The organism is Gardnerella sp. KA00288 (assembly GCF_049244085.1).
In the GTDB taxonomy this organism is placed as follows: domain Bacteria; phylum Actinomycetota; class Actinomycetes; order Actinomycetales; family Bifidobacteriaceae; genus Bifidobacterium; species Bifidobacterium greenwoodii.
The window spans coordinates 994,805-1,020,690 of sequence record NZ_CP058373.1 but is presented as its reverse complement, the minus strand read 5'-3'; the positions used below and the strand labels follow the sequence as shown (position 1 = coordinate 1,020,690).

The following is a 25,886-nucleotide window of genomic DNA, read 5'->3' as shown; positions in this document are numbered from 1 at the left end:
TCTAACTTTTGGGGATCATTACAAAAAGGTGCTTTAATTTTCTACCAGAATAAAAAATTGTTTTGTAGAAAATAGATTCTCAAACTTTTTAACGATAGCCCTTCCTATCGTTAAAAAGTGCACCCACTTTGCACCCAGGCTGTGAAGTGGGAAAATATAGCTCAAAAGGTAAAATGAAACCTGATTATTAGTATGTGCACGAGGAGGTGCTTAAGGAATGGATAATAAGAAGTTTATCGCAGAGACGAAAGATGTTCGTTTAACGGTGAAACGTGCTGATACCTTTGGTGTGAGCTTTGTTAACTGTGAACAAGATATATTGAGGGTTGAGGATGCGCAAAATGTTATAAGGCTTATTCAAACTAAAAAAGTTTCAGCTTCGAATTGGCTGAGGTGGTTTACTCAGGGTATGCCTGAAATTCTTGTGAGTTTGCCACATGATGTTGAAGTTTGTGAGGTTGAATCTGATTCTAATCAAGTGCTCATCACGGATATTGAGATTGGTAAGCTTTATGTAGAAGTGGGCAATGGCAAGGTAGAAGTTGTTAATTTGAAAGCGGATGATGTTTTTCTTAAATGTTGTAATGGGTCGGTTTCAGCAACAAACGTAGAAGTAACTCATGTTTGTACGCTTGATACGTTAAATGGCATGAGTATTTTAGAAGGAACAATCACCAAGGATGCAAGCCTTGAAGTAGATTGTGAGAATGGTGTCACCGAGGTTTCAGATAAGAAGAAGGTAAACTGTAAAAACGATGGTTTTGCGCATTACATGGTGCACTGTCTTAATGGGAAAGCTATTGCGAAGTAGCAGACATGTAGATCAAAAAAGAAGCAATAAAACTTGATATAAGTTGGAATTAGAGCGTATTATAGACATACCAATAAAGGAGTAAGCCGTATATGCTCTATGTAAAATTTGATGATTTCGAAGATGTTAGCGTCATGGGAAATGAGAAAGACCATGGAATGTTTATTCCAATTAAGGATGGAAATGTGTATGCTGAGTGCGAACGGTGCGGTGTAGTTGAAAGGATCGCCTCACCATGCGAATTCATTGCTAGCACATTTAGGTCAAGAGTGAACTTCAATGAAGGTTATGAACTTTGCGAGAAGTGCTTGCAAGAGGTTGAGTTTGTTACTGTCGCTTTGAGAACTGGAAAATTACCTAATCGAGAATTGAAATAACTGAAAAAGCAAAGCAGTGATAACCGTAGTAATACAGGAAAAACTAAACGTTAAAAGGTGCACACACACTTTGCACCCAGGGTGGTAAATGATAATTTAGGGAGGCGTTTTATGTCAGTAATTAAAATTGAAAACCTCACTTTCTCATATTATGGATATGTAAAACCCATATTTAAAAATGTATCGTTTTCCTTTGATACAAACTGGAAAACGGGTTTGATAGGAAGAAATGGAATTGGTAAATCAACTCTATTTAAGTTACTTTTAAATCAAGAAACTTATCAAGGCAAAATAAGCAAGGATGTTGAATTTATTAAATTTCCACCAAATATAAGCGATACTTCAAAATTAGGAATTGAGTTATATAAAGAACTAATATCAGATGATGAAGAATGGAAATTATTTAGAGAACTCAGTTTACTAAATGTAGATGAGAACCTTGTTTATAGGGAATTTGAAACGCTTTCTAAAGGAGAACAAACAAAAATCCTTTTAGCTATTTTGTTTACAAGAGAAGATGGCTTTTTACTTATTGATGAACCAACAAACCATTTAGATATGGACGGAAGAAAAATTGTAAGTGAATATCTGAAAAGTAAAAAAGGATTTTTGCTTATATCTCATGATAGAGATTTTTTAGATGGTTGTATCAATCATGTTATTTCTATTAACAGGAATTCTATTGATGTCCAATCGGGAAATTTTACATCATGGTATGAAAACAAAGTGATGAAAGACCAATTTGAAATTAGTCAAAATGAGAGATTAAGAAAAGATATTAAACGATTAAAAGAGTCTGCAAGACAAAGTCAAATTTGGTCTGATAAAATTGAGAATACTAAAAATGGTGTGAAAGTATCAGGTGTAAAACCAGACAAAGGACATATAGGTCATCAATCAGCCAAGATGATGAAAAAATCTAAGAATTTGGAGAATAGACAAAACAAGGCAATAGAAGAAAAACAGAGTTTACTAAAAGATATCGAAATAAAGGAAAGCCTATTACTGCATCCGTTACATCATCATAAAAATCCTCTAATATCGGTTAGCAATTTATCATCATGCTATGGAGAGAGACAGATATTAAGCAATGTAAGTTTCGAGATAAAGCAAGGCGACATAGTGGCTATATATGGGGGTAATGGTAGCGGAAAATCAACCTTGATTAAAATTTTATTAGGTATAAATCACGAGTATACAGGTGAGATAAAATTAGCAGGTAATTTAAAAATCTCGTATATTCCTCAAGACACATCTAATTTAACAGGTAGCCTAAATGAATATATTCACAAGCAAGATGTTGATGAAACATTGTGTAAAACAATTTTAAGAAAATTAGATTTTTCAAGAGAATTATTTGAAATGGATATGAAGAATTATAGTGATGGACAAAAAAAGAAAGTTTTAATTGCTGTAAGTTTCTCAAAGCCAGCTCATATATTTGTTTGGGACGAACCACTGAATTATATAGATGTAATATCAAGAATACAGATTGAGGAAATTATAAAAGAAGCAAAGCCTACACTCATATTTGTGGAACACGATAAGCGATTTGTAGAAGATATCGCCAATAAAATAATACAATTTTAAGTAAAATCCAAATCCCAGTTTGTAGTGCCTTAGACTTTTATCATCATACGACATTCCCCTTGCCAGCTTCTTTCCTGCAACGAACGTTAAGGCTCTTTTTTGATGCATGGTTATCATCAGGGTAGTCTTGATACATGTGAGATTGTCGTATTGATGTCACGGGCTTAATAGGTGGGTGCAAGTTTGCCCTTGTATAGCAGGGGTTTGCGAGGGCTATTGTTAAAAGGTTTAATGCGAAGCGGCTTTAAGCTTACTTCTCGCGGTTTTTGAGTGCGATTTTTCTGTATGAGGGAAGATATCAACGCTCTGGGGTCGAGTGCACAGGGTGTTAACGTTAAAAAGTGCACACACTTTGCACCCACCATGTGAAGTGAGGATATACAGTATAGTTTGCGTAATTATTTATCACGCAAAAAACATGATAATAAAATTTATACAAGCAAAAAGAGATGTTACTCAAATGGCATAATTGTAAAAAGTTACTTTATAACATTCTCCTATATCGTGGGGCTTAAATCTAAGCCCCACTTTTTATATTAAAAACTATTTTTTCAAATAAATAAAAGTCAAAGACTTTACATATTTAACGCTTATTCTTAGCTAAAATACCTGTTTTTAATATCATTTGTAAGCATACGCTGAACAAAAAAATACAAAACAATATATTGCATATAAAAGGTGAAATACTGCGCGCAATTATTGCGCCTAAGTTTACAGTAAATGTCGCAAAAATACCGATAATAATTCCTTCAGTAAAATGAGTATAATGGTAACGAGCATTAGCAATACTACCACTTATAACTGTAGGAAGCGTGGCAAGCAAAGCAGTTCCTCTTGCCATAAGGTCTCCCATGCCGAGCAAAAGTTGCACGCATGGCACTATAATTCCTCCGCCACCAACGCCTAAAATACCTGAAAAAATACCAGAAACAACGCCTATAAATATAAGACATATAGCTTTTAAAAAACTAACATTAAAATCTACATTTCTTAACGGAATCCAAACTTGACTAGAACATATAACTAGTAATACAAAAAGTGTAAAACACCAAGGAAATATTTTTTTAGGCAAAATATGTGAAAAATATACCCCAATTTGTGATCCGAAAACTGAACCTATTATTAGAAAAAATGCTGATAAAAATGACACTTTGCCGTTTAAACCGTAAACAATGCTTCCACAAAGTGACGTTATAATTATGGCAACAAGAGAAGTAGCAGTAGCATGACGCTGATCAAATTTCATAAAAACAGTTAATGCAGGAACTATCACCATTCCTCCACCTACACCGAACAATCCTGATAAGAAACCTGCTAATAGTCCAATGAAAACGATTAAAACAATATTATGGAAGTTATATTTGATTTTAAAAATATTTCTCAACATATATCTTTTCTTCACAAAATACCTCCTCGTACTTTATTCACTGCTTTTACTATATTATATGAAAAATAGAATATTTCTATACTAGTTCAATTGTAATTTATGTATTTATTTATCTAATTAACGTAAGTAATGGATAATAAGAAGTTTATCGCAGAGACGAAAGATGTTCGTTTAACGGTGAGACGTGCTGATACCTTTGGTGTGAGCTTTGTTAACTGTGAACAAGATATATTGAGGGTTGAGGAAGCGCAAAATGTTATAAGGCTTATTCAAACTAAAAAAGTCTCAGCTTCGAATTGGCTGAGGTGGCTTACTCAGGGTATGCCTGAAATTGTTGTGAGTTTGCCACATGATGTGGAAGTTTGTGAGGTTGAATCTGATTCTAATCAAGTGCTCATCGCAGATATTGAGATTGGTAAGCTTTATGTAGAAGTGAACAATGGCTTTGTATCCACTGGAGAAAGATAAAATTCATATTTAATGAAATTGACAATCAGGCCTTATGGAGGGTTTTATGGCTGAGATTTGGGATGCGTATGATAAAGAATTTAATAAATTAAAGAATATTACATTAGTGAGAGGAGAACCAATTCCTGACGGCATGTATCATTTGGTGGGCGAAGTAATTGTTAAACATATAGATGGTACTTACCTTATTATGCAAAGAGATTTTGAAAAGAAATTCGGTGGAATGTGGGAGTTGACAGCAGGTGGTTCTGCATTGCAATATGAAACACCATTAGAATGTGCAGTAAGAGAATTAAAAGAAGAAACAGGTATTGAAGCTTCAAAAATTATGGAGATCGGAAGATTTGTGCAGGATGTTTACCACTCTCTTTATGTTGAATATCTATGCGTAACCGATTGTAAGAAAAATGCAATTGCTCTTCAAAAAGGAGAAACGGTTAATTATAAGTGGGTAGATAAAAAGAGCCTTTTGGAAATGAGCCAAGACGAGTTAGTATCATCAAGGGCAATCAAACTTATTAAAACAGTAGATATATAAATTCAAGTTTTGCTGTTTGAGGGAAGATGTCTACGCTCTAGGGTCGAGTGCACAGGATGTTAACGTACTTCGCTTGCGTTGAAAGCACACTGTGCTTTCAACTTTGAGCAAGCTCAGCGAATCGATGTGCATTCGCGAATTATGTTATTCCTCACGGCTATTAGTAGCCGTTCGGCTGATTTGGCATGTAAAGTCCACTGGACTTTACATTTGAGCCAAATCACGCTTTGAAGGAGCTTGAAATGCGTTATGCAATTTCAAGCTCTGTCAAAGCGCCCATTCAAGTCGATTCGCCACTTTGCACCCAGCTGGTGAAGTGGTAAAATATAGCTCAAAAGTTAAAATGAGGCCTGATTATTAGTATGTGTACGAGGAGGTTTTTAAGGAAATGGACAAGCTCGTTCGTTTTTGCCGTGAAGTAGCGATGTTTGGCTTGACGGTTGCCTTAATCGCGATGCTGGTTGCCTTAATATGGGGTGGCACACTTGCTATTAGAATTGGTTTTACCTCTTTTGTTATTGGTGTCACAGTGATCTTGCTTAAGACTGTCCTTCGAAAGACTGATTGAATTTTGTTTGGTTCAAGTCAATAGTTGAATATCTCACGTTGTGTGACTATTACTGATTTCTGTCAGTAATAGTCACTTCTTTTTATGAATCTTAAAGTCAGGCTCAATGTCCGTCCTGTTTAGCCGGTGATTAGTTAGGGTTATCGTTAAAAGATTAACAACTGTATCAATGAAAATGCACGGAAATTGCAGAATCAGGATGAGTATGAGAAAAAATATACGAGTCTAGTGAACAGGTTTAATACTGTAGAATCAAGGCTTAAGGGAGTAAAGGCTCGCATTGTTGAAAAGCAGATGAGGCATGATGGAGTTGAATATTTTATCGAGGACTTGAAAAAACAGGACTTGTTAACAGTGTTCGATGAAAACGTCTGACTTAGCATGGTTTACTATCTAACCGTGAATCAAGATGGAAAGGTTGATATTATCTTCCTTGATGGGAGCAAAACAGAACTAAAGTGTTAAGCTTACAGGAAAAGTGTAAGGTAAAATAAAAGTATATCAGCAAGTCGCTGACGTGTTTTTTGCTGTTAAAAGAGTTACGGGTTGAGTATCAATGGAGAGAAGAGGGTGCGTCTGTCTAAAAAATTTAACATTTTGAAAGGAGGAATAATGGAAACAATAGTATCCGCTTTATTAGTTTTTGTTTCTACATCCATTGACTACTTAGTTGTTTTGACTATTTTATTCGCTAGTCAAGGAAAGAAAGGTTTGAAATCAATTTATGTAGGGCAGTATTTAGGTACAGGACTGCTTGTACTGGCTAGTCTTATTGCCGCTTACTTTTTAAATTTTATTCCACAAGATTGGATTATCGGACTCCTTGGTCTAATTCCGCTAGGTCTTGGTATAAGAGCAATTTTTGTGGATGAAGATATTGATGAAGAAGATATCGAGGGAAAAATTACCGGAAATGGATCAAAAATCTTAGCATTTACAAGTTTAACAGTGGCAATGGGTGGAGATAATTTAGGAATTTATATCCCCTATTTTACAGGAAAGAGTTTGATTGAGATTAGTATAAGTTTAGTAATATTTGCCTTAGGGATTTTGATTCTATGCAAATTATCTCAAAATCTCGCCTCAATTTCTGCTATCGGAGAGACTGTGGAAAAGTACGAAAAAATAATTGTACCTGTCGTGTTTATTGGACTCGGTCTCTATATATTGATTGAAAATGGAACTATTAATTATTTAATAGGTCAAGTCCTAAAAGTGGTGTAAATTCATTTCCTTCCCTTTATCTGCTATTTTTACGTTCAAACTCAAACGAGAAAATAAGCAGAGCTTCTCCACCGTCACGGCGCTTGATCGTACTATAAGATGCAGGAGGCTGATTAGGTGGGTGCATTTTTGCCCTTGTATAGCAGGGGTTTGCGATGGCTATCGTTAAAAAGTTTAGCGTGTGGCGGCTTTAAGCTGGGTTCTTGCGATTTTTGAGTGTGATTTTGCTGTCGAGTAGTTGTGCGCTCTAGTTGCTTATGTTTTGGGGAACAAAATGGTATAAAAATTGTAAAAAAGTTCCCTACATTATTTGATTTCTCACAGTAACGGTTTGCTGGTTATTCCAGGAAATAAGGTTTCTGAGTTTAAGAAGTTGCTTGTTGGGTATTATGAAGGTGAAGATTTGCAGGCTGTAACGGATGTATTTGCTTGCGTTAGTGAGGATGATTGGAAAGCACGGTGTGTAAAATACATGTCATCAAATCATAAAGGGCAAAATATTTAGTGTACGGAGCAATTCTTTTGCTGCGTGTTTTTTACTCGTAAAAGATAAGTTGACCATTTTGGGCGTAATTTTAAAGTTGAACTTGAAAATTACGCCCAAAATGTATACCCTATTATGAAAAGGGAGTCTTTTATGATAAAAAGAAAAGTTGCTGAAAAGTTGGTACAAGTTTCCAAGCAAGTGCCTGTAGTTACTGTAATTGGACCAAGACAATCTGGTAAAACCACCCTAGTAAAGGAGTGTTTTCCAGAATACAATTACGTCAATTTAGAAGATCCTTTTACTAGAGCGTTAGCTACAGAAGATTACCGAGGATTTTTTGCAAGCTACAAAGAACCTCTTATTATAGATGAAGTTCAGCGAGTGCCTGAGCTTCTTTCAGCAGTGCAAGTTATGGTTGACGAGGACAGAGAGAGAAATGGACGATTTATACTAACTGGAAGTCATCAATCAACCCTGCAAAAAGAAATTTCTCAATCTTTAGCAGGTAGAACGAGCATAGTAACGCTTCTCCCATTAAGCATGGATGAACTTGCCGAAGATGGACGTCTAGGTAAATTATCTGCCGATAAGTTATTGATTCAGGGTTGTATGCCTGAATTGTATAGAGAAAATTCAAGAGAAAGCAGTGTGTATTATCGCGATTATTTGAATACCTATGTGGAAAAAGATTTACGCGAAATGTTGGAAGTTAAGAATTTGGATAAGTTTCTACGATTCTTAACCTTGCTTGCAGGCAGAGTTGGGCAAGTTGTAAATTTGTCTTCTATGTCTGGAGATGTTGGCGTTTCATCTGCAACTTTGTCGCAATGGCTGTCAGTACTTGAGGCATCTTATATAGTCTATAAGTTACAGCCATATTTTTCTAACATTTCAAAGCGGCACACCAAATCGCCAAAAATCTATTTTACAGAAATTGGATTGGCTTCATACTTATTGGGAATTGAAACAGAAAATCAAGCGAATAGAGATCCGTTACGTGGAAATCTTTTTGAAAATCTAATCGTTTCGGAAGTCCTAAAATCTCGATTGAATGAGAATAAAACTCCTCAGCTGTTTTACATGAGAACAGAAAAAGGTATAGAAGTGGATTTGATTATAAAGAAAGAAAATGCTTTATATCCAATCGAAATAAAAACATCAATGACACCTAATAGATCGTTTTCTAAGAATTTGCTATCTTTTGTAAATGCAGAAGAAAATGCAAAGAACCCTAAAATTATTTACACAGGACAGTCATACCCACAATTTAATGGCGTTGAGTATGTTAACTTCAAGGATACGAAAAACTACCAGATGTTCTAGATGACGTTGATGTAAATGCTTTTATGTAAATGCTTATGCATGTCAAGCGAAATAAACAGACGGTCGTTGCTATGGGATTGAAATCTCTACGAACTGAGTCATCTGTGCTGTGTGGCTTTACTGGTGTATTAGTAGGACGCTTGGCGGATTTTAGTTCCGATGTTTGGCGGCGTTCGTTAAGATGATTGGAAAGCGCTGTGCAAAAATGAGAGAAAACAAATTGGCGGTCGGTTGCGCTCATTTGTCGGCAGAAATTGCGCTTTCAACGGAAATTGCCAATCGCACTTGCTACTACGCAACTGCTGTTTCATCTATAATTTCACCATAATCATGATGAATCCGAGTTTGAAATGGAGATGTTTTTATGATTTTAGCAGATAAAATATTGGAACTGCGTAAACAAAACGGTTGGCCGTTGGCTGCATTGACTTACGGAGTAATAGAAGTAGTGCTCAAAGTGTGGAGGCTTGGAAAGAAATAAGTGACTTTCAGCGTCGATTTTGTGGCGAATAACAGGTGTTATCCAGACGAAATATGGTATGCTTGCGCTTATATTACCCCCCCCCCCAAGGAGTGAAAGTATGATTAAAAATGTCGTACATATAGGCTTTAACGTCGTGGGTGTGGACATTTTTTAGACAGCCACACCCAGCCTTCTTCTGTTCTCGATAAGATTTATTCCTCCAAGTTATCAAGTCTCTTATTTGATGGCTGGTGAAGAGACTCGTAGTAGGGAATTTGGTGTTTATCGGTTGGTTAAGGATAATTATCCTAAATATGTTTTATTGATGGATACAATGAATTTTTCGCAAGAAGGTATTATACACAAATATTTACCAGATTTTCTAAAGGAGTAAACTATGGAACATAATTGCGGATTTATTAACGATAAAAAAGCATTTAGATATAGAGCAGCAGCCATCATAGTCGAAGAAGGTTGTGTGCTATTTGCAAGAAATGATGAGGACGACTATTACTACTCAGTTGGCGGAGCGGTTCACATGGGCGAGACATCAGAAGAAGCCGTCAAGAGAGAAGTATTTGAAGAGACAGGTCTTAATTATGAAGTAGATCACCTTGCCGTCATACACGAGAACTTCTTCATCGGCAGCTCTGGCTTAAAAGGAGTAGACTTCCATGAGCTGACATTCTACTACATGATGAAACCCATGGGCAAAAGAGATTTTACGAGCCAAAGCACTACAGAGTCAGGTGCTAAAGAGACAATGCATTGGTTACCTATAGATGAGCTTGATAAGTGCAAGGCTTACCCGACATTTATGAAAGAATATCTTAAATCGGAGCATAGTGGAATAGAGCATATAATTTCAGATGAAAGATATTAATGAATCCAGCTATTATGGCAAGAGATCGTTACATAAACATTATTTCTTAGAAGATTATGACAATAATAATGTGTTTGATATTGAAGAATATATAAAGAGAAAAGGCAAGGTTAAGCTTAATAGAAGGTCAAACACTCACTTTGGTGTGAATTCATTTCCTTCCCTTTGTCTGCTATTTTTATGTTCAAACTCAAACGAGAAAATAAGCGGGGCTTCTCACCATCACGGCGCTTCACCGTGCTATAAGATGCAGGAGGCTGATTAGGTGGGTGCATTTTAGTCCTTGTGTAGCAGGGGTTTGCGAGGGCTATCGTTAAAAGGTTTAATGCGAAGCGGTTTTAAGCTGGGTTTTCGCGGTTTTTGAGCGCGGCTTACTATTTTCAGTCGAGTGATTATTAATTTGATTGCTTGTGTTTTTGGGGAACAAATCGGTGTAGAAATTGTAAAAAAGTTCCCTACATTATTTGATTTCTCACGGTAATGGCTTGTTGCTTATTTCAGAAAATAAGGTTCCTGAGTTTAAGAAGTTGCTTGTTGAATATTATAAAGGTGAATATTTGCAGGTAATTGCTTCGTTTATGAGGGAATATCGTTGGAAGTATTAAACGTGCATGACGATATTAATTCTTCTGGTTCTTCTGTTTCGTGAATCTTACTGTTTATGAAAAGTATAGTTTGCTAGTAAATGAAGAGATTAGTGTCGATAATCTAGACAAATTAATACGAAAAAGTAATATATTTATTAAGATTATTACAGTAATCAGAGTGAATTGTAGATCTTGTTTGCTTAATAATCTGTTTTATAATCATTTAATCCAAAGTTGTGTTAATGAAAAGGAAGGTAATGGTGTTATGAGAAGTAAAACTATTTTTTGTAAAAACATTTTTCAAAGTTGTCTTGTTATGCTTCTGCTGCTAGGTTCTCTCTTTTCTCTTGCGGGATGTGCCGACGATGATGAGAAGGCGGCGCTTGCGTCGTATCATTGGGAAACAGTGGCGGTGTCTCAAGAAGAGTTTCGTATACCAGAAAACTATATGAATAAGGATGAGTTGTATCTCTTTGTGTCACGAGATATTCTGGATTCTCATTATGATTTGTCTAAAGTCACTCTTGGAGATAAGCCCGTCAAATTAGTTGACTCACAGTTTAATTTGCCTAGTTCAGGGTATAAAGCTTTATTTTTAGTTGGTAAATTTGATTTAAAAGACAAGTCAAGTTCTGATGTTCTTAAAGTACCAGGGATTAATAAAACAGGTAATGTTGCTATAGGTTATAAGAAGAAATAGTAATATTTTGCACTAAATTATTAGTGAGAATGTTGAAAGCGTATATATCAGTCAAGACATCCTATTCATGTAAATTGTATTGCAATATGCGATACAGTATTTTATGGTGTGTTTATGGAGATTGGTTGATATGGCAGTTACTAAAACAGCGAATGTGAATGTGAGAATACAAGAAAATATTAAGCAGCAGGCGGAGCAGATTCTGGAAACTATTGGAATTACTAGGGCTACTGCTATTGACATGTTTTATCGTCAAATCATTCTTAATAACGGTATTCCGTTTTCGCTTACTATTCCAAAGTCGCTTCCAGCACAAGATGATATGGATGAGAAAACGTTTAACGCGTTGATGGATAAAGACTATGATCAGGCGGTTCAAGGTGATAGTTATACGATAGATGATGTTTTTGAAGATCTTGAACGATGATAGGAACAGAAAAATGTCAGATTCATCGATGAAAGAGAAGGAAAAGCAGGAACATACTCCCAGAGAGGAGAAAAATCCACTATATTGTGAATCACATGAGCAAATATGTGAGAACCTTAACAGTGCAAATAAGGAATTGCCAAAGTATAAGGTTTTGCGGCTGAGTGCGGAAATCTTTTCCATCTTAATGATTATTGGAACTGCTTTTATGGCGTCCAATAAGCTACAGCTTTTTGGATGGATCACTTATTGTTTTGCAATTCTGTTTCTTGTTGGAGTTTCTCTTATTTGGGTTATTTGTGTTATTTGGCAGCGCAATATACATAGTCGTTTTAGGAGTGCGAATGTAGAGCGTAATAAATCTTTTCTTAGCTATGGTAAGCAACGGTGGGAGGGTAGAATCTCGCTGATTCTTTGTTGCTTTTTTGTGTTAAGTGGTATTCTAACTGCATTCTTTGGAATAACTGCGGTACGTCTTCCAAATCAGTGGCTTTTGCAGACTTGGGCGTATGTTATATGCGCGGCAATGCCAGTTGTTTGGATGATTACGATTGCTCTTGTATGTGTCTTCTATAATCTCTATCTTATCTCACTAGTACGGAAGATAGGTATAAGAATTGTACTTCGTTGTCTACATGTTCTACTTTGTGTATTGATTATCTTAGGTCTTGGATTTTTTGACGTTTTGTTTATTGTTGGCAGATATTCTGTGAAACAAAATGATAATGGTACATACACAGAGCACGTGGATGATATGTATGCTCCTTTTGAGTATTATCTTTATAAGTCTGAAGGCCCATTTTTCCTTAAGTATCTTCGACCAATGAAAGATTCAAGTGATATTGATCCAAAAATAAGTGAATCTGAGTGGTATAGCAGAATCGATCGCAATAACAGGAAAGATACAAGATTAAAAGATACAAGATTAAAGGCTGAAGAGCCAGATAAAAATTACGATTTGCATGATGCCGCTGAGCGTGATTTAGAATCAAAGAAGGAAAGAAATGCAGCGCTTAAGATATTTGATAAGTATTTTGCGGCGAAAGGATTTACGTTTAAGGAGAGTTATACTGCGAAGGGGGATATGTATTTTGTTCTGAGTGAAAGCCGTTCGGACATTACCTATCTGCAGTATAACAGGGATTCTCAGGATGGAAAATGTGGTCTTTATATTCTGTTTAAGGTTTCAAAATCTTCAAATGGAAGCTGGTCGCCGAGTGATGCTCATATGCAGAACACTTATACTTATGAATATAGCACTGGAGTAATTGCAAAGAGCAGTAGGGCATATTGGTAGTAGGGCAGAGTGGTAGTAGGCAGAATTGTTGGATGCCAGAATCGAAGAGTATCTGAAGATTGCCAGATAGTGATTGTCAGATAGTGATTGTCAGATAGTAGAATCCATATTTGCGTGCTCTAGTTGCTTATGTTTTAGGGAACAAATCGTAGCAATAATAGTAAAAAGTTCCGTATTGGAGATAAAGAATTTATGAAAGTTGGTTTTCTTCGTAATAAGTAGTAAATGGGTGGATGGGTCTGGTTTTAATATTTTTTCTCATAATATTTGTTGATAAAAAACATGATTAATGGAGAAAAGGCGACTGAAATAGCTAAAAGAGCAGCTGGCAAATATGCTTTTGCGATAAATGCAATTATGGCAATTATTCCCATTAGGTGCATTAGTATGAATGCCATTGTTGCATTTACTTTATCTTTGATTTTCTCGTTTCTTTCATCGTTCACATTTATTTTGTAGGTGTGGTCTTTTTTCATCATCTTATAGTGCATGATTTTTACGTGTGAAAGTGAGATAGTTGCAACAAAAATAACTGATAGTACAATTTCGACGGATTCGTTCAGTTTAAGAGTGAGTGCAAGAATTAGTCCGCAAATTCCTATTACATATCCTATGTACCAAAAATTCTGGTTTTTTTGTTTTTTCATTTTTTATCTTCCTCGTAGATAAATATTTCTTCGATTGTTAAATCAAAGTACTTAGCAATTTTGTATGCCAATATGATTGACGGGTTGTATCTTCCATTTTCCAAAGAACCGACTGTTTGTCTTGATACTTCGAGTGCGTCAGCAAGTTCTTCTTGTGTTATGCCTTTTTCTTTTCTAATTTGTTCAAGTCTATTTTTCACATTACATTCTCCTTCCTAATGGAAAGCTAGCTTTACATATAGGATAATCTTTTCGAGAGTAAATGTCAAGTTAGCTTTCCATTGTATTGAATAAAGATGTGGTGAGCACTTGTCGTGAGTTTTTCTTTGCTTGTGCTTATGCTAATGCAGTGACATTGCAATGCCAATGCAATGTTGTATAATCATTGTAAGAAATAAGGGGTGATTGTATGGCGAAAACAGCTAACTTGTATACTCGTATTGATCCGGAGTTAAAAGAGCAGGCAGAGTATATATTGAATTCTTTGGGTCTTCCTCCTTCGAGTGCTATTACCATGTTTTATAAGCAGGTTGTTTTACAGCAGGGGCTTCCTTTTGATGTGAAATTGGGTTATAGAGAGCCGCGTGATGTGAGTTCTATGACTCAAGGTGAGTTGAATGATGAGTTGGAAAAGGGGTATAAGTCGGTTTTATCTGGTAATGTGAAGCCTGCGGATAAGGTTTTTGAGTCCTTGCATAAGGAATTTAACTTATGATTTACTCGGTTCACATTTCGCATGAGGCTGAAGAAGACTTGCGTGGTATTTATGCTTATATTGCGTTTAATTTACTGTCTTTGAAAAACGCGCAGGGGCAGGTAAATAGGTTGGAGAAAGCAATATTGAGTCTTGATGAGTTTCCTCTTGCGCATCGTTTAGTTAGTTTTGAGCCATGGAGAAGTAGAAGTTTAAGGTTCATGGCGTGTGATAATTTTCTTATTTTTTATTTTGTTTTTGAAGAAAAGCATGAAGTTGTGGTTTCTCGTGTGCTTTATGGGAAAAGAGATATTGAGAAAGTTATAAATGGCAATTAAACCTTTTAACGATAGAAAGTGGTTATCGTTAAAAGGTGCACCCAATATCCATTCTGTGCACTCAAAAAAGTGTAGATATACTACCGGTACTTTTCTAGCCCAAATCGCGCATTAGTTGTTTGTGTCGTTAACAATACTTTCTATATTTCTGCCTGAGTAGAATATGCGAATAACTGTTACAGTCATTTGGTTTTCGTCTACTTGGTAGAAAACAGTGTAGTTATCGATTGAAACTCTGCGTATTCCTTTAGAACACCACGGCTCCCAATTAACAAGTGTATATCGCATAGGCATAGTCTCAAGAGAACGTATAGCATGCTTAATGCGGTTGACTTGTTTTTTCGCAGTTTTTGGAACTTGTAAATTAAAGCGAATGTATTCGTATAGTTCAGTGAGATCAAGGAACGCTTGCGGAGAATAAATGACGCTATAGGTTGTGCTCATACGCCGTATTCCTTAGTGAAGAATTGGTCTACTTCATCTGCACTATATTGTTTGCCAGTCGAAATAGAGTCGATGCCTTTTTGTAATTCTTTATCCAACTCGGCTCTTGTTAAGCTGCCTAAAGCAGTAGGCGTATTAACTGGCAAGCGGAGTTCAAACGGCATGCCTTTTTGTAAAACAATTTGACTATAAAGCATTTGAATCGCAGAAGACGGTGTTATGCCAAGCTGGTTCAAAATGTTTTCAGCGTTTTCCTTAAGATTTGTATCGATTCTTGCATATACAGCGTTCGTGTTTGTCATTGTGTTCGCGTCCTTTCTGACCTTATTTTACAAAATGCTTGCAAGCATACGCAAGCATATGAAAGCAAAAGTTTAATCACTATTCAGATTATGACTCCACATTGTTGTATCTTCGGATTCAAAATCAAGCTATTAAGCCAATCTTAAACCTTTTTGCAATATTTTCTTATCGTTAAAAAGTTTAGCGTGCGGCGGCTTTAAGCTTGGTTAGTGCGATGCTAGATGCGATTTTGCTATTTTATCAGTTATAACTTATAAATTATCGATTTTATCATTAAATTTCACTTATAGGTGTGATGAACTGTGATTAGTTAAGAGGTTGTAAGTGTATTCAAAAAGCCTGCACTTATTGGAAAAATAAAAAAATTTTTCTTTAATAAGGCTTGTATGTGTGGTTTTTCTTTTTAATAGTAATACTATTAAAGCTAAACAGCCTGGTATGGATTCTAATTTTATTAGAATCACATATTAAGAATAAGGGGAACTTATGAAATTAATTAGACCAGATAGTAAATATATTCAAGGTTATATAGAAGCAAATGAAGAAGATGAAATTTTTAGGCCGAATGCAGAAAGACGTTTTATACACCCTGAGACAATTATAGAGAGTTCTTATAACTATGAGCATGGTATAAATTTACCTGAAAATTATGTTAAAGCTACTACATTTTGGTTGATAGATAATGAAAAATTTATTGGTGAAATTAATATTAGGCATGAATTAAATTCTTTTTTAATTAACTATGGTGGTCACATAGGATACGAAGTTAGGCAATCTGAATGTATGAAGGGCTATGGGACAAAAATGCTTTCTATGGCACTTACATATTGTAAAGAGACTTTGAATCTGCATAAGGTTTTGATTACATGCGATGATGACAATATTGGCTCGATACGAGTTATAGAAAATAATGGTGGAATTTTAGAAAACAAAGTGAAAAATAGCTTATCAAGAGGAAATGTTACGACAAGAAGGTATTGGATTAATATATAGGAGAAGATGATGAGTGAGACGAAGGTAAGGCCAGTGCTTTTTAAGCATGCTTTTTGGGGTCATGTGATTACAGAAACTGTTGCTGGCGTTTGCGCTCTTATTATTGCGTTGCTTGTGCAGCAGTTCGTAGGGCACCGCGTACTAGGTTGGGAAACTGTGGTCATACTCGCGTTGAGTGTTGTGTTGTTTTCGCTGCTAAGTACAGCGTATCTGCAGTGGGATAGGCATCGTAGACCAGATGACGGGTCTGGTGATTTGCTTATCGGAATCATCGATTTTGTGCTCAGGCTTCTGGTGACTTCTGGTATTGCTTTATTGCTTGTTTCCAATACTACGCTGCTAAGCATTATTATTGGTGCAGCGATTACTAGTGTGTTGCTGTTTGTTTTTGAAAAGCCTTGGCAGCCAGGTATGACGGATGCGCAATTACAGGAAGCTTCAAAGAAATCTGTTGAGCTTGGCGTTCAAATGCTTGAAGAAGAGCGCGTAAAGCACGCCGAGGCGAGAAACAAGATTGCATTACAGCATGCGAGCGAAGGTAAAACAGACACTCCTAGAAGTACGTCTCTAACATTTTCCTCGTTAATCGTTGCGAATATGCTGATGGAAGCAGTATATGCTGTTGTTACATTTTTGCTTGCATTGATGCTGCAATGGTGGATGCTTGGTACTATCGCTGGCTGGCGAACGCTACTCGTCATATTCTTGGGCAATATGCTATTTTCTTGCGCGGCGGCTGCGGTTATGGTTCTGATGGGTGCATTGAAGGCTGATAAACAGAAATGTCTAACAAAAAGTTGGCCTTTCTTAGTTATTGTTGTACTGCTTCGACTGCTGATTTTCGGTGTTCTCGCTTGGCTTCTTACACCGAGTTTGGCATGGGTGAGCGTAGTTGTTGGTATTGTGCTTACCGATATTATTTTCGTTATCAAGCAGCACACTAAAAGGTGAATTTTTAATTTGTTTCGTTTATAATAGAAACAAATGTAAAAATGATAAATTTATCGACTATAATCGAAAAAGACTTGCAGCTGAGAATTTGGTGTTTATCTATGCACCCAGGGTGGTTTATGCAAAAGTAACTATAAAAGTAATTACAATAGAAGTCCAAAAAAGTCCTAGTTTTTGCTGCAAGAATCCCCGTGAAAGGGATAGCATAACCCTATTTCTATTTGTTACAAGTAAAACTTAGAACACCTTATACATTTTATGTGTTATCAAAAATAACAACAACAATTGTATGGCAAAAAATTATTGGATAGAATGAGTATTAAACCTATTTGGTGTTCGACTCCGTGTAGTGAGTGAGGAGGATATTCTCATGTACAAGGTTCTTATGTTCGTGCTGAAGTTGGTTATGTTTACAGCTGTGAATTTTATGTTCCTTTACTTGTCGATGGTGGTATTCGGCCATGATTTTGGTGTGATGTTCAAAACGTATGGAAATGCGCTCGGTCCGCTTATGTTTATGCTTGCTTTGATGACAACGATGTCGTTGCCTAATGAAGGAACTATTTTTGAGGGTAAGCGGCAAAAAAGTGTGTCTAAAAACCCGAGTTTTCGTTGAAATACCAAGGAAAACTTGCTGTAGTTAAGCTAAAAAAGCTCAACATTTAGTATTACTTGACATTGAAAACAAAAGGGGCTTAGGACAATTTTTAGACATTTTGCGCAACCATAGCACGATGTTCCATAATTGTCTTTTAAGCCCCATTTTATTTCTGTGGTTGTTGTAAAAATCAATATAAGTATGAATAGCTTGACGTAATTCTTCTGTGCTATCCCAGCTACTGCGACTTAGATAACAAATTGCGAAAAAGTTATGCGATGAGAACGTTATTTGCAATTTTTATATTGCGAGCATGCTGTTAGCGATTAAGCCCTCACTTTGGTGTAAATTCATTTCCTTCCCTTTATCTGCTATTTTTATGTTCAAACTCAAACGAGAAAATAAGCGGGGCTTCCTACCGTCACGGCGCTTGATCGTACTATCTGATGCAGTAATGCGAACATAAAAATCGTGTATGACAGTTAAAAAATCCCATTCATGTAAAATTGTGTTGCAATATGCGATACAGTATTTTATGGTATGTGTATGGAGGTTGATTGATATGGCATTCGTGAACTTAACGTTGTACATCAGTCTTGCAACAACGCTTTCTTAAGGTCTTCCATAGAGGAATACGATGGTACGTTAGGCTCTCTGGAAATTCTTTTGGCTTCTTGCATGGCCGCTAATGTTTCGGTATTAAACTTTGGGATTTCTACTTTAAAAGGAAGTCCTCCATGCAAAACGCATTGGCGTAAGAAGATGTTTACGGCACTTGACATATCGATGCCGAGTTTGCTAAACAGTTCATTTGCTTCTGTTTTGACATTACTATCAATACGAATTTGAGTAGGACTTGTTGTCATAGTATTAGCTCCTTTTAAGACGATTATGATACGAACGGTATACGTTGTCAAGCGATAAATAGGCAATCACAAGCGTCGAGACTATAGTATTGATGTCAAGGGCAGATTAGGTGGGTGCATTTTTTAGGCTTTGTGCTTTTTGTTTCTTCTTCGTAAAAACTCTTTAACAATGATTGGAATTATAGTTGGGATACATTCAAGAGTAATAAAAAATGTAATGTACGTGCAAGTCCAGCTACTACCCAATTGCCGAGGAGACTCTTGTAATATCAATAAATCAATAGCAGGGGCGATAAGCGCGATAGCGATGGTTTTACAAACTCCTAAGTTTTCGAGTGTTTTTTGATTGACAACAATCGAGTAAAGAAGAATTTTTGTTAAACCAAGTGCATGAGCTATAACAATGAGTAAAAAGGGTGAGTCATAAACAATTTCCCAATCGAGTGATTTAAGAGAATTGATAATAAGTCCTAAAAGAGGGAGTAATAATGAAAAAAGGAATAATCGTATAGCTTGATATACAGATTTCTTCATAACTAACCTCCTTAAATTTATATAGTCAAGTGGATGCCTACTGTCATAGACAGACTATTTTTCACTCATTTTACGTTAATTTATCTTACTTAGAAAGTTGGGATAATCATGTCCGATTAAAATCTAGCGGTCATTGTCAGACAGGACTTAAAGAACTGGATAAATACGGCATTGATTATCATATCGTGAAAACATATCCATGGGGTGAGGGTTGGATATGTGCCGAATTATAAGGCATCGAAAAAGAAGAATGGTGTTAATCAAGCGTGGTTTTCGGCTAACTGAACAAGTAAGGACATGGTCTTTTTGTTACAACATCTAGGTTTTCGCAGAAAGATAAAGATTATTCTTACAATCATCATATTATTTGGTTGATGGTGTGAAGCTTGCAAATCTTATGATTAAGCATAATTTTTGTGTTTCAACAAGAAAAACGTTTGAGATTAAAACGATTGATACTGATGCTTTGCTTGAATATCAAAATGAGTAGTATTTTTATGTAAGTTTTGTGCTTTGATTTTGTTATGTTTTAAGTTTATTGGCTGTTTTCTTACGGTTTTTGAATGCGATTTGGCTTTTAATATTACGGATGAGTGCAATTTGCTAATGCTGATGTAAATGCAGTGACATTGCAATGCCAATGCAATGTTGTATAATCATTGTAAGAAATAAGGGGTTATTATATGGCGAAAACAGCTAACTTGTATACTCGTATTGATCCGGAGTTAAAAGAGCAGGCGGAGCATATATTGAATTCTTTGGGTCTTCTTCCTTCGAGTGCTATTACCATGTTTTATAAGCAGGTTGTTTTACAGCAGGGGCTTCCTTTTGATGTGAAATTGGGTTATAGAGAGCCGCGTGATGTGAGTTCTATGACTCAAGGTGAGTTGAATGATGAGTTGGAAAAGGGTTATAAGTCGGTTTTATCTGGTGATGTGAAGCCTGCGGATAAGGTTTTTGCGTCCTTGCATAGGGCATAGGGTTCGTGTCGTGTGATAATTTTCTTATTTTTTATTTTGTTTTTGAAGAAAAGTATGAAGTTGTGGTTTCTCGTGTGCTTTATGGGAAAAGAGATATTGAGAAAGTTATAAATGGCAATTAAACCTTTTAACGATTGCTCGCTTCTATTGATAAAAAGTGCACTCATTTTGCCACACATCTGTTTATGTATGGAAATAAAATCTTGTGGATTATTGGATGATTTTTAGCTACAATCATTCTATAGGCTGCATATCTGCATTCTTTGTCCATAATTTACATCCCGTCAGTTTTATTAAACTCAAGGATGATTTGTACTCCGAGATGAATAAATATTGGACAGATGATGGTGAAGCATCGAGCGAAGATTGAGCATGAGAATCGTAGCCGCAATTAGGTAAAGATTAAGTTGTAGAGGAGGCATAAAATGAAGCATATCAAGCATTATACTTTTTTGACTATGGTAGTTTGTCTTATATCACTTATCTCAGGTTGTAAGAGTCAGAATAATTTTAGTGATAATAATAGAGAAGTAAAAACAGAAAATCAAAAGTCTGCAAGGAATGAAAAGCACTCAGAAAATAATGAAGATGTTGACTGGAAAGAGGTAAGTAAAAATGGTGTTGATGAAACTTTGCTCATAAAAAACATAGATGAAAAGGTTCTCACATATGTGGCTAAACAGTTACAAAATCTATGCGACGAGATTGGTGAAAAGGGGGTTAAAAATAAACACTATCGGCTGACAGGATGGTATAACGATGTAATATATTCTAAACAATACAAGAGTGTTGTGTCGTTGGGTAAAAAAGCAATGAAACCATTGTTCCTAATAATATATAAAAGCAAAGAGGCTGGAATGTATGAATGGGTTTGTAGTAAAGCGTTAGATGAAATATCTGGTTTTGATTTCTCGGGATTAAACAATGGTGTAGGCTGGAGTAATTCTAGAGAATTTTTAAAGGCATTTACCGATAAAATTATTGAACAAAAAATTAGCAAACAAAAAAATTAACAACTCTCTGTTTACAATTGTCTTGGACGCTTACTAGACAAGGTGAAACTGAGTATTATCAAGTCTATTATTTGTGATTGCTACTGGAGAAACTCGTAGTAGTTTTAGGATAGTTTCTCACGGTTTTAGATGCAAATTTTGCTTTTTTTTTAAACAAGAGTATGGTGTTATTAAATTTGTCAAATAAGCTATTGGATTTGTGTAGTTTGTAGTGAATTATTTAAGTTTGGTAGCAATTTGAGAGTAGTTATGTAAGTTTGCATGTAAGTATTCATGTGAGTTTGCATTATTTTGCAAGAGTTTTAGAGGAGAGTTGGTTGCTGTGAGGTCAATTTTTAGCAAGAATAATATTTTTATTCGTATGAGATCTATTAGTCCGGCATTGCGCTGGGCTTTGGTTGGTTTCTGTTTTTCTATGCTTGGCAATCAGGCGTATGAAGGATCGGTTTTGCCTTCGATTATTATTGTGGGCTTGCCGGCTTGGGTGATTGGTTTTCGTAAGACTTTTATGACGGTTGCCGATTTTCTTTCGCCATGCTCTGGTTGGATTGTTGATAAGCTTGGCGGTTTTCGTGCTCTTGCTATGACTGAAGGCGTAGAAGGCGTGCTCAGTTTACTACCGCTTCTTATGTTTGGTTCTCCTGCGTGGAAGTGGTCGCTTGTGGCTCTTTCTTGCGCATTGTTGATTACTGGTCAAGTGATTGATATTGCTAGCGAAGTTTTCGAGGTTGATGCTGCCGGCGGCGATGACGGCATGATTGTCAACTACAGTGGCATTGTGAGCGTTTTGGCGAGTGTTACAGGAACCTTACTCGGCTCTCCGCTTGGATCTTGGATTGCAAGCTGGTCGATTCCTGCGGTTTTGGTTTTCTCGTCCGTGACTTCTTTTGCGGCTTGCGCTACGCGATTTATTATGAAACAAGACATTGCGCAAGCGTCTAACGAAGTAGAGGAAGTGTCGCAAGATGTAGAGAATGAATCGCAAGCGATTAGTGAAGAAGGAGAAGTATCGCAAGTATCGCAAGAAAATGACGTTGATTCCAAATCCACATCCAATAAATCTGCAGCTAAGCAATCTGCGAATCCATCGCTCAAGAGTAAAATCATGCTTCTTGCTGGATCTCTTTTGGTTGCTTTTATTCCTGCATGCTCTGTTTCTTATATTCTTCTCGGTATCGGTAAGCAATATGGCTCTCAATCTTTAACAATGCTGTATATTTTCACTGGCGTAGGAAGCGTACTTGCGTCCGTTTTATATGCGCACTCTTCTCAAAAACTTGGTTTAAGAAAAGTTGCGATTTTGGGAATTGTTGTGAGCTTAGCTGCTTATTGCTTTATGTTTATTAATATTTTGCCAATGATGTGCTTTGCATTCTTACTTGAAGCGATTGGCGGAATGCTACTAGTAGAGCCGATTATTGTTGCGCGTCAGATTCTGTTTAAAGGAAGTGCGCTCGCTAAGTTTTCTGGTTGGGCGCGTCTCGCGTTTGCGATTGGTGCTACTACTGGATCTTGGATTGGATTTGCATTCTCGTCTACGTTCCAATGGCAGCTTTTGCCTATACTTGCGCTGATTTTCACAGCAGGATTGCTTGTTGTTTTGCCGCAGTTGCCAAATACGAGCTACGCAGATTAGATGATTTGCATATATATGCACACTTATGTATAATCTGTAAAAAATAAAAAATAAAAATCTTGCGAGTATGAATACAAATAAAAGAGTATAAAATATTCTGCACAAACCAAATTACAGGAGACTCTCATGCACAAGATTATTCAAAAGTGGAATAACATTGACCTTATTCTGCGTATTGTTATTGGTCTTTTTCTAGGCGCTGCACTTGGCATTTTTGTGCCAGCTCACGTTTATGTGCTAGATCTTATGGGAAAGCTGTTTGTGAGCGCACTTAAATCCGTTGCGCCTATCTTGGTATTTTGCCTTGTGATTGGTGCGCTTGCAAAAGCAAAAAGTGTTGGAAACATGAAGCTTGTAATCGTGTTGTATGCACTTTCTACGTTTATTGCAAGCCTTATAGCTGTATGTGCAGCCATGATTTTCCCTGTTGATTTCACTTTTGCTCATGTTGCAGCAGCGTCTTCGCCGTCTCCTCAAGGAATCGGCGAAGTTCTTAATTCTCTTGTGCTAAATATTGTTGTAAACCCTGTAGATGCTCTTGCTAAGGGAAACTTTATTGGTATTTTATTCTGGGCAATCGCGTTTGGTGTAGCACTTCGCTTGGCTGAGCCTTCTACTAAAGCATTCTTTGACAACGTTTCGTCTGCTATTGGAAAAATTGTTCACTGGATTATTAACGCAGCACCTTTTGGCATTATGGGTCTTGTTTATACAACAGTGGCAAGCAATGGTCTTCGTATTTTTAGTGAATACGGTTCCGTTATTGCCTTGTTAGTAGGCACTATGGCTGTTGTTGCTTTGATTGTAAATCCTATTTTGGTTTTTGTGCTTACTGGAAAGAATCCGTATCCTCTTGTATTGAGAACATTGCGCGATTCTGGAGTTACAGCGTTCTTTATGCGTTCTTCTGCTGCAAATATTCCTGTAAACATGAATTTGTGTGAAAAGCTCGGTTTTAATAAAGACAATTACTCGGTTTCTATACCACTTGGATCAACAATTAACATGAGTGGTGCTGCTATAACGATTTCGATTATGGCTTTGTGTGCTGCTCACACGCTCGGTATTTACGTTGATATTCCAACAGCTGTGATTTTGTCTGCGCTCTCTGCAGTTAGCGCTGCAGGCGCATCTGGAGTGGCTGGTGGCTCGCTTTTGCTTATACCTCTTGCGTGCTCGTCGTTTGGTATTTCAAACGATATTGCTATGCAAGTAGTTGCTATTGGTCTTATTATTGGCGTGATTCAAGATTCGTGCGAAACTGCGCTTAACTCTTCAACAGATGTTCTCTTTACGGCAGTTGGCGAATATCGCATGTGGCAGCGTGCAGGTCTTAAGTTTAAGATGGGCAAAGACCACGAACCAGTGCAACTTAAAAAGTAGCTGTTGTAGCTGTTGTAGCGGTTGCATCTGTTATTAAGTATTATTATTAGTGCGCGTTCTTACGTTCTTACGTTTTAGATCGCGCACTTTTGCTATGTTTTGCGAGGTGTTATTGTAAATGAATCTAGCAGATGTTCAAATAAAAGAGTACGAAAAATATAATGGCGAAGATATTTTAAGACTATATGATTCTGTTGGTTGGTCTTCGTATACAGATGATTTAGTTGCTTTAGAAAATGGCTTTAACAATTCACTCAAGGTTTTAGCTGCGTATAAAAATGACGAGCTAGTTGGAATTGTTAGAGCTGTTGGTGACGGATATACGGTTGTTCTTATTCAGGATATTCTTGTTTTGCCAGAGTATCAAAGGCAGGGGATAGGGTCTGCTTTGTTAAAGGCGATTGTGGATTGTTATCCTAATGTTCGTCAAATTCAATTAACCACGGATTGTACTGAAAAAACTATTGCTTTTTATAAATCTGCTGGTTTTATTGAGTTATCAGAAATCGAGTGCTGCGGTTTTATAAAAGACAGAGCATTATAGTGTATTAGGCTTTAGGGAAGTGGTAGGTTGTGTTTGCAGGAATGCTGCGGTTTATCCAAGCATTTGCTGCGATTATACTTCCGCTTCCTATTGTGGTTTCTCCGCCTAAGATTGTTGCGTTTGCGTAAATTACAACATTATTTCCAATATTTGGATGCCGCTTTCCGCCTTTTACAGGATTCCCATCCTCGTCTAGCGCGAAACTTTTTGCACCCAGCGTTACGCCTTGGTAAAGCTTAACATGCTCGCCGATTACAATGCCAGTTCCGTGATCAATGCAAAAATATGCGCCAATTTTTGCTCCTGGATGAATGTCAATTCCAGTTTTTCTGTGTGCATATTCGCTCATAAGTCTAGGAATTAGCGGTACGTTAAGTTCGTAGAGTGCGTGAGCTGTGCGGTGAATAAGCATTGCATAAAAACCAGGGTATGCAAGTGTGACTTCTACTTTGCTTGTGCAAGCAGGATCGCCTTCATACATGGCTTTAATATCTGTTAAAAGTAACTTTTTAATTGTAGGAAGAGTATTTATAAATTGATTGCAAGTTTCTCGAATTTCAGCTGCGTTGCTTGTGTAGGATTGAAGTTCGTGGAATATGATGCGTTCTATAGTGTCCAAAGCGTTTGAAGTAACAGTATTCAAACTAGTATTGAGTTGCGTAGTATCGTTGCTTAAATTGCGCACATGCAACTCAGGCAAAAGTAGAGACTGAGTCGCATGTATGAGTGCAATAATATTTCGGTAATTAGGTATGAATGTAGCTTGCCTTATGTCTGAATCGTGAATTGAGTTGAGTTGATTTATAAGGTCAAGGCGATCACTCATACATTT

The 25,886-nt window shown here is 36.6% G+C and carries 33 protein-coding genes and 2 pseudogenes; 26 read left to right on the top strand and 9 right to left on the bottom strand.

Going from position 1 to position 25,886, the window contains the following annotated elements; all coding sequences use genetic code 11:
• Window positions 1-217: 217 nt before the first annotated feature.
• The 3 genes from HXT52_RS03865 to HXT52_RS03855 all read left to right on the top strand — a co-directional run bounded on the left by HXT52_RS03865 (window position 218) and on the right by HXT52_RS03855 (window position 2,778).
• Window positions 218-811 carry a DUF4097 family beta strand repeat-containing protein gene (locus HXT52_RS03865; protein ID WP_004136319.1) on the top strand — a complete coding sequence of 198 codons (594 nt, stop codon included), beginning with the start codon at window positions 218-220 and terminating at the stop codon, window positions 809-811.
• A gap of 92 nt (window positions 812-903) precedes the next feature.
• Window positions 904-1,188 (top strand): hypothetical protein, encoded by a 285-nt coding sequence (locus tag HXT52_RS03860; RefSeq protein WP_004136320.1) that lies wholly within the window; start codon window positions 904-906, stop codon window positions 1,186-1,188.
• 111 nt (window positions 1,189-1,299) lie between these two features.
• Window positions 1,300-2,778, top strand: a complete 1,479-nt coding sequence (locus HXT52_RS03855; protein ID WP_246904755.1) for an Lsa family ABC-F type ribosomal protection protein — start codon at window positions 1,300-1,302, stop codon at window positions 2,776-2,778.
• A gap of 583 nt (window positions 2,779-3,361) precedes the next feature.
• Here HXT52_RS03855 and HXT52_RS03850 read toward each other — a convergent pair.
• Complete coding sequence (locus HXT52_RS03850) at window positions 3,362-4,165, bottom strand: sulfite exporter TauE/SafE family protein (protein ID WP_004136325.1); 804 nt, start codon at window positions 4,163-4,165, stop codon at window positions 3,362-3,364.
• A gap of 129 nt (window positions 4,166-4,294) precedes the next feature.
• Here HXT52_RS03850 and HXT52_RS03845 point away from each other — a divergent pair, with 129 nt between their 5' ends.
• From HXT52_RS03845 to HXT52_RS03785, 13 genes and pseudogenes are all read left to right on the top strand, one after another.
• The gene (locus HXT52_RS03845) at window positions 4,295-4,633 is read left to right on the top strand and encodes a hypothetical protein (protein WP_004136326.1); all 339 of its coding nucleotides are present in this window, start codon (window positions 4,295-4,297) and stop codon (window positions 4,631-4,633) included.
• A 46-nt stretch (window positions 4,634-4,679) separates the two neighbouring features.
• Window positions 4,680-5,171 (top strand): NUDIX hydrolase, encoded by a 492-nt coding sequence (locus tag HXT52_RS03840; RefSeq protein WP_004136327.1) that lies wholly within the window; start codon window positions 4,680-4,682, stop codon window positions 5,169-5,171.
• Window positions 5,172-5,559: 388 nt separating this feature from the next.
• Window positions 5,560-5,739, top strand: coding sequence for a hypothetical protein (locus tag HXT52_RS03835; protein ID WP_421775756.1), 180 nt, complete (start codon window positions 5,560-5,562; stop codon window positions 5,737-5,739).
• A gap of 186 nt (window positions 5,740-5,925) precedes the next feature.
• A pseudogene (locus tag HXT52_RS03830) lies at window positions 5,926-6,204 on the top strand (hypothetical protein).
• A gap of 147 nt (window positions 6,205-6,351) precedes the next feature.
• Window positions 6,352-6,963 carry a CadD family cadmium resistance transporter gene (locus tag HXT52_RS03825; RefSeq protein WP_353938827.1) on the top strand — a complete coding sequence of 204 codons (612 nt, stop codon included), beginning with the start codon at window positions 6,352-6,354 and terminating at the stop codon, window positions 6,961-6,963.
• 310 nt (window positions 6,964-7,273) lie between these two features.
• A complete protein-coding gene (locus HXT52_RS03820; RefSeq protein ID WP_421775755.1) occupies window positions 7,274-7,468 on the top strand; it encodes a hypothetical protein in 195 nt (64 codons plus the stop codon).
• A 132-nt stretch (window positions 7,469-7,600) separates the two neighbouring features.
• Window positions 7,601-8,773 (top strand): ATP-binding protein, encoded by a 1,173-nt coding sequence (locus tag HXT52_RS03815; protein WP_421775754.1) that lies wholly within the window; start codon window positions 7,601-7,603, stop codon window positions 8,771-8,773.
• Window positions 8,774-9,633: 860 nt separating this feature from the next.
• On the top strand, window positions 9,634-10,119 hold the full coding sequence (locus HXT52_RS03810) for an NUDIX hydrolase (protein WP_421775753.1): 486 nt from the start codon (window positions 9,634-9,636) through the stop codon (window positions 10,117-10,119).
• 31 nt (window positions 10,120-10,150) lie between these two features.
• Window positions 10,151-10,249 (top strand): annotated as a pseudogene (locus tag HXT52_RS03805) (conjugal transfer protein TraG); the annotation flags it as partial.
• Window positions 10,250-10,583: 334 nt separating this feature from the next.
• Complete coding sequence (locus HXT52_RS03800; RefSeq protein ID WP_004136349.1) at window positions 10,584-10,724, top strand: hypothetical protein; 141 nt, start codon at window positions 10,584-10,586, stop codon at window positions 10,722-10,724.
• A 247-nt stretch (window positions 10,725-10,971) separates the two neighbouring features.
• On the top strand, window positions 10,972-11,406 hold the full coding sequence (locus HXT52_RS03795) for a hypothetical protein (RefSeq protein WP_421776182.1): 435 nt from the start codon (window positions 10,972-10,974) through the stop codon (window positions 11,404-11,406).
• A gap of 130 nt (window positions 11,407-11,536) precedes the next feature.
• A complete protein-coding gene (locus HXT52_RS03790; RefSeq protein WP_421775752.1) occupies window positions 11,537-11,833 on the top strand; it encodes a type II toxin-antitoxin system RelB/DinJ family antitoxin in 297 nt (98 codons plus the stop codon).
• Between the two features lie 13 nt (window positions 11,834-11,846).
• Window positions 11,847-13,130 (top strand): YcxB family protein, encoded by a 1,284-nt coding sequence (locus HXT52_RS03785; protein WP_421775751.1) that lies wholly within the window; start codon window positions 11,847-11,849, stop codon window positions 13,128-13,130.
• Between the two features lie 245 nt (window positions 13,131-13,375).
• Here the strand turns inward: HXT52_RS03785 and HXT52_RS03780 are convergent, their stop codons facing one another.
• Window positions 13,376-13,777 (bottom strand): DUF2178 domain-containing protein, encoded by a 402-nt coding sequence (locus HXT52_RS03780; RefSeq protein WP_421775750.1) that lies wholly within the window; start codon window positions 13,775-13,777, stop codon window positions 13,376-13,378.
• Complete coding sequence (locus HXT52_RS03775; RefSeq protein WP_004134772.1) at window positions 13,774-13,977, bottom strand: helix-turn-helix transcriptional regulator; 204 nt, start codon at window positions 13,975-13,977, stop codon at window positions 13,774-13,776. The genes HXT52_RS03780 and HXT52_RS03775 overlap by 4 nt, the downstream gene beginning before the upstream one ends.
• 209 nt (window positions 13,978-14,186) lie before the next feature.
• Here HXT52_RS03775 and HXT52_RS03770 point away from each other — a divergent pair, with 209 nt between their 5' ends.
• The gene (locus HXT52_RS03770; protein ID WP_421775749.1) at window positions 14,187-14,492 is read left to right on the top strand and encodes a type II toxin-antitoxin system RelB/DinJ family antitoxin; all 306 of its coding nucleotides are present in this window, start codon (window positions 14,187-14,189) and stop codon (window positions 14,490-14,492) included.
• Window positions 14,489-14,809 carry a type II toxin-antitoxin system RelE/ParE family toxin gene (locus HXT52_RS03765; RefSeq protein WP_421775748.1) on the top strand — a complete coding sequence of 107 codons (321 nt, stop codon included), beginning with the start codon at window positions 14,489-14,491 and terminating at the stop codon, window positions 14,807-14,809. Before HXT52_RS03770 ends, HXT52_RS03765 begins: the two co-directional genes overlap by 4 nt.
• 111 nt (window positions 14,810-14,920) lie before the next feature.
• Here HXT52_RS03765 and HXT52_RS03760 read toward each other — a convergent pair whose 3' ends face one another.
• Window positions 14,921-15,253, bottom strand: coding sequence for a type II toxin-antitoxin system RelE/ParE family toxin (locus tag HXT52_RS03760; protein ID WP_421775747.1), 333 nt, complete (start codon window positions 15,251-15,253; stop codon window positions 14,921-14,923).
• Complete coding sequence (locus HXT52_RS03755) at window positions 15,250-15,555, bottom strand: type II toxin-antitoxin system RelB/DinJ family antitoxin (RefSeq protein WP_419388680.1); 306 nt, start codon at window positions 15,553-15,555, stop codon at window positions 15,250-15,252. Before HXT52_RS03755 ends, HXT52_RS03760 begins: the two co-directional genes overlap by 4 nt.
• Before the next feature lie 487 nt (window positions 15,556-16,042).
• On the opposite strand from HXT52_RS03755, the gene HXT52_RS03750 reads away from it, so the two are divergent.
• The 3 genes from HXT52_RS03750 (at window position 16,043) to HXT52_RS03740 (ending at window position 18,116) form a co-directional block, all read left to right on the top strand.
• On the top strand, window positions 16,043-16,549 hold the full coding sequence (locus tag HXT52_RS03750; RefSeq protein WP_016637465.1) for a GNAT family N-acetyltransferase: 507 nt from the start codon (window positions 16,043-16,045) through the stop codon (window positions 16,547-16,549).
• 9 nt (window positions 16,550-16,558) lie between these two features.
• A complete protein-coding gene (locus tag HXT52_RS03745; protein WP_421775746.1) occupies window positions 16,559-17,500 on the top strand; it encodes a hypothetical protein in 942 nt (313 codons plus the stop codon).
• A 370-nt stretch (window positions 17,501-17,870) separates the two neighbouring features.
• Complete coding sequence (locus HXT52_RS03740) at window positions 17,871-18,116, top strand: hypothetical protein (protein WP_421775745.1); 246 nt, start codon at window positions 17,871-17,873, stop codon at window positions 18,114-18,116.
• 39 nt (window positions 18,117-18,155) lie between these two features.
• Here HXT52_RS03740 and HXT52_RS03735 read toward each other — a convergent pair whose 3' ends face one another.
• From HXT52_RS03735 to HXT52_RS03725, 3 genes are all read right to left on the bottom strand, one after another.
• A complete protein-coding gene (locus tag HXT52_RS03735; protein ID WP_421775744.1) occupies window positions 18,156-18,395 on the bottom strand; it encodes an IS3 family transposase in 240 nt (79 codons plus the stop codon).
• A 293-nt stretch (window positions 18,396-18,688) separates the two neighbouring features.
• Window positions 18,689-18,964 (bottom strand): type II toxin-antitoxin system RelB/DinJ family antitoxin, encoded by a 276-nt coding sequence (locus HXT52_RS03730; protein WP_119486770.1) that lies wholly within the window; start codon window positions 18,962-18,964, stop codon window positions 18,689-18,691.
• A 123-nt stretch (window positions 18,965-19,087) separates the two neighbouring features.
• Window positions 19,088-19,498, bottom strand: a complete 411-nt coding sequence (locus HXT52_RS03725; protein WP_004136366.1) for a hypothetical protein — start codon at window positions 19,496-19,498, stop codon at window positions 19,088-19,090.
• A 683-nt stretch (window positions 19,499-20,181) separates the two neighbouring features.
• On the opposite strand from HXT52_RS03725, the gene HXT52_RS03720 reads away from it, so the two are divergent.
• The 5 genes from HXT52_RS03720 to HXT52_RS03700 all read left to right on the top strand — a co-directional run bounded on the left by HXT52_RS03720 (window position 20,182) and on the right by HXT52_RS03700 (window position 25,054).
• Window positions 20,182-20,478, top strand: coding sequence for a type II toxin-antitoxin system RelB/DinJ family antitoxin (locus HXT52_RS03720; protein ID WP_421775743.1), 297 nt, complete (start codon window positions 20,182-20,184; stop codon window positions 20,476-20,478).
• Between the two features lie 425 nt (window positions 20,479-20,903).
• Window positions 20,904-21,491: a hypothetical protein gene (locus HXT52_RS03715; protein WP_421775742.1), complete on the top strand. Its 588-nt coding sequence runs from the start codon at window positions 20,904-20,906 to the stop codon at window positions 21,489-21,491.
• 322 nt (window positions 21,492-21,813) lie between these two features.
• Entirely contained in the window at window positions 21,814-23,127 is a 1,314-nt protein-coding gene (locus HXT52_RS03710; RefSeq protein ID WP_421775741.1) for an MFS transporter, read from the top strand.
• 126 nt (window positions 23,128-23,253) lie between these two features.
• Window positions 23,254-24,510, top strand: coding sequence for a serine/threonine transporter SstT (gene sstT, locus HXT52_RS03705; protein ID WP_410314688.1), 1,257 nt, complete (start codon window positions 23,254-23,256; stop codon window positions 24,508-24,510).
• Window positions 24,511-24,628: 118 nt separating this feature from the next.
• The gene (locus HXT52_RS03700; protein WP_421775740.1) at window positions 24,629-25,054 is read left to right on the top strand and encodes a GNAT family N-acetyltransferase; all 426 of its coding nucleotides are present in this window, start codon (window positions 24,629-24,631) and stop codon (window positions 25,052-25,054) included.
• A gap of 4 nt (window positions 25,055-25,058) precedes the next feature.
• Here HXT52_RS03700 and HXT52_RS03695 read toward each other — a convergent pair whose 3' ends face one another.
• Window positions 25,059-25,880, bottom strand: a complete 822-nt coding sequence (locus HXT52_RS03695; protein WP_421775739.1) for a serine O-acetyltransferase — start codon at window positions 25,878-25,880, stop codon at window positions 25,059-25,061.
• Window positions 25,881-25,886 lie beyond the last annotated feature (6 nt).

Coding starts and splice junctions, on each gene's coding strand:
- HXT52_RS03825 (WP_353938827.1), top strand. CDS start 6,352: ATGGAAACAATAGTATCCGCTTTATTAGTTTTTGTTTCTACATCCATT.
- HXT52_RS03720 (WP_421775743.1), top strand. CDS start 20,182: ATGGCGAAAACAGCTAACTTGTATACTCGTATTGATCCGGAGTTAAAA.
- HXT52_RS03780 (WP_421775750.1), bottom strand. CDS start 13,777: ATGAAAAAACAAAAAAACCAGAATTTTTGGTACATAGGATATGTAATA.
- HXT52_RS03740 (WP_421775745.1), top strand. CDS start 17,871: ATGTACAAGGTTCTTATGTTCGTGCTGAAGTTGGTTATGTTTACAGCT.
- HXT52_RS03795 (WP_421776182.1), top strand. CDS start 10,972: ATGAGAAGTAAAACTATTTTTTGTAAAAACATTTTTCAAAGTTGTCTT.
- HXT52_RS03745 (WP_421775746.1), top strand. CDS start 16,559: ATGAGTGAGACGAAGGTAAGGCCAGTGCTTTTTAAGCATGCTTTTTGG.
- HXT52_RS03700 (WP_421775740.1), top strand. CDS start 24,629: ATGAATCTAGCAGATGTTCAAATAAAAGAGTACGAAAAATATAATGGC.
- HXT52_RS03835 (WP_421775756.1), top strand. CDS start 5,560: ATGGACAAGCTCGTTCGTTTTTGCCGTGAAGTAGCGATGTTTGGCTTG.
- HXT52_RS03725 (WP_004136366.1), bottom strand. CDS start 19,498: ATGAAGAAATCTGTATATCAAGCTATACGATTATTCCTTTTTTCATTA.
- HXT52_RS03865 (WP_004136319.1), top strand. CDS start 218: ATGGATAATAAGAAGTTTATCGCAGAGACGAAAGATGTTCGTTTAACG.
- HXT52_RS03855 (WP_246904755.1), top strand. CDS start 1,300: ATGTCAGTAATTAAAATTGAAAACCTCACTTTCTCATATTATGGATAT.
- HXT52_RS03760 (WP_421775747.1), bottom strand. CDS start 15,253: ATGAGCACAACCTATAGCGTCATTTATTCTCCGCAAGCGTTCCTTGAT.
- HXT52_RS03770 (WP_421775749.1), top strand. CDS start 14,187: ATGGCGAAAACAGCTAACTTGTATACTCGTATTGATCCGGAGTTAAAA.
- HXT52_RS03750 (WP_016637465.1), top strand. CDS start 16,043: ATGAAATTAATTAGACCAGATAGTAAATATATTCAAGGTTATATAGAA.
- HXT52_RS03810 (WP_421775753.1), top strand. CDS start 9,634: ATGGAACATAATTGCGGATTTATTAACGATAAAAAAGCATTTAGATAT.
- HXT52_RS03695 (WP_421775739.1), bottom strand. CDS start 25,880: ATGAGTGATCGCCTTGACCTTATAAATCAACTCAACTCAATTCACGAT.
- sstT (WP_410314688.1), top strand. CDS start 23,254: ATGCACAAGATTATTCAAAAGTGGAATAACATTGACCTTATTCTGCGT.
- HXT52_RS03785 (WP_421775751.1), top strand. CDS start 11,847: ATGTCAGATTCATCGATGAAAGAGAAGGAAAAGCAGGAACATACTCCC.
- HXT52_RS03730 (WP_119486770.1), bottom strand. CDS start 18,964: ATGACAACAAGTCCTACTCAAATTCGTATTGATAGTAATGTCAAAACA.
- HXT52_RS03815 (WP_421775754.1), top strand. CDS start 7,601: ATGATAAAAAGAAAAGTTGCTGAAAAGTTGGTACAAGTTTCCAAGCAA.
- HXT52_RS03765 (WP_421775748.1), top strand. CDS start 14,489: ATGATTTACTCGGTTCACATTTCGCATGAGGCTGAAGAAGACTTGCGT.
- HXT52_RS03850 (WP_004136325.1), bottom strand. CDS start 4,165: ATGTTGAGAAATATTTTTAAAATCAAATATAACTTCCATAATATTGTT.
- HXT52_RS03860 (WP_004136320.1), top strand. CDS start 904: ATGCTCTATGTAAAATTTGATGATTTCGAAGATGTTAGCGTCATGGGA.
- HXT52_RS03755 (WP_419388680.1), bottom strand. CDS start 15,555: ATGACAAACACGAACGCTGTATATGCAAGAATCGATACAAATCTTAAG.
- HXT52_RS03840 (WP_004136327.1), top strand. CDS start 4,680: ATGGCTGAGATTTGGGATGCGTATGATAAAGAATTTAATAAATTAAAG.
- HXT52_RS03845 (WP_004136326.1), top strand. CDS start 4,295: ATGGATAATAAGAAGTTTATCGCAGAGACGAAAGATGTTCGTTTAACG.
- HXT52_RS03790 (WP_421775752.1), top strand. CDS start 11,537: ATGGCAGTTACTAAAACAGCGAATGTGAATGTGAGAATACAAGAAAAT.
- HXT52_RS03715 (WP_421775742.1), top strand. CDS start 20,904: ATGAAGCATATCAAGCATTATACTTTTTTGACTATGGTAGTTTGTCTT.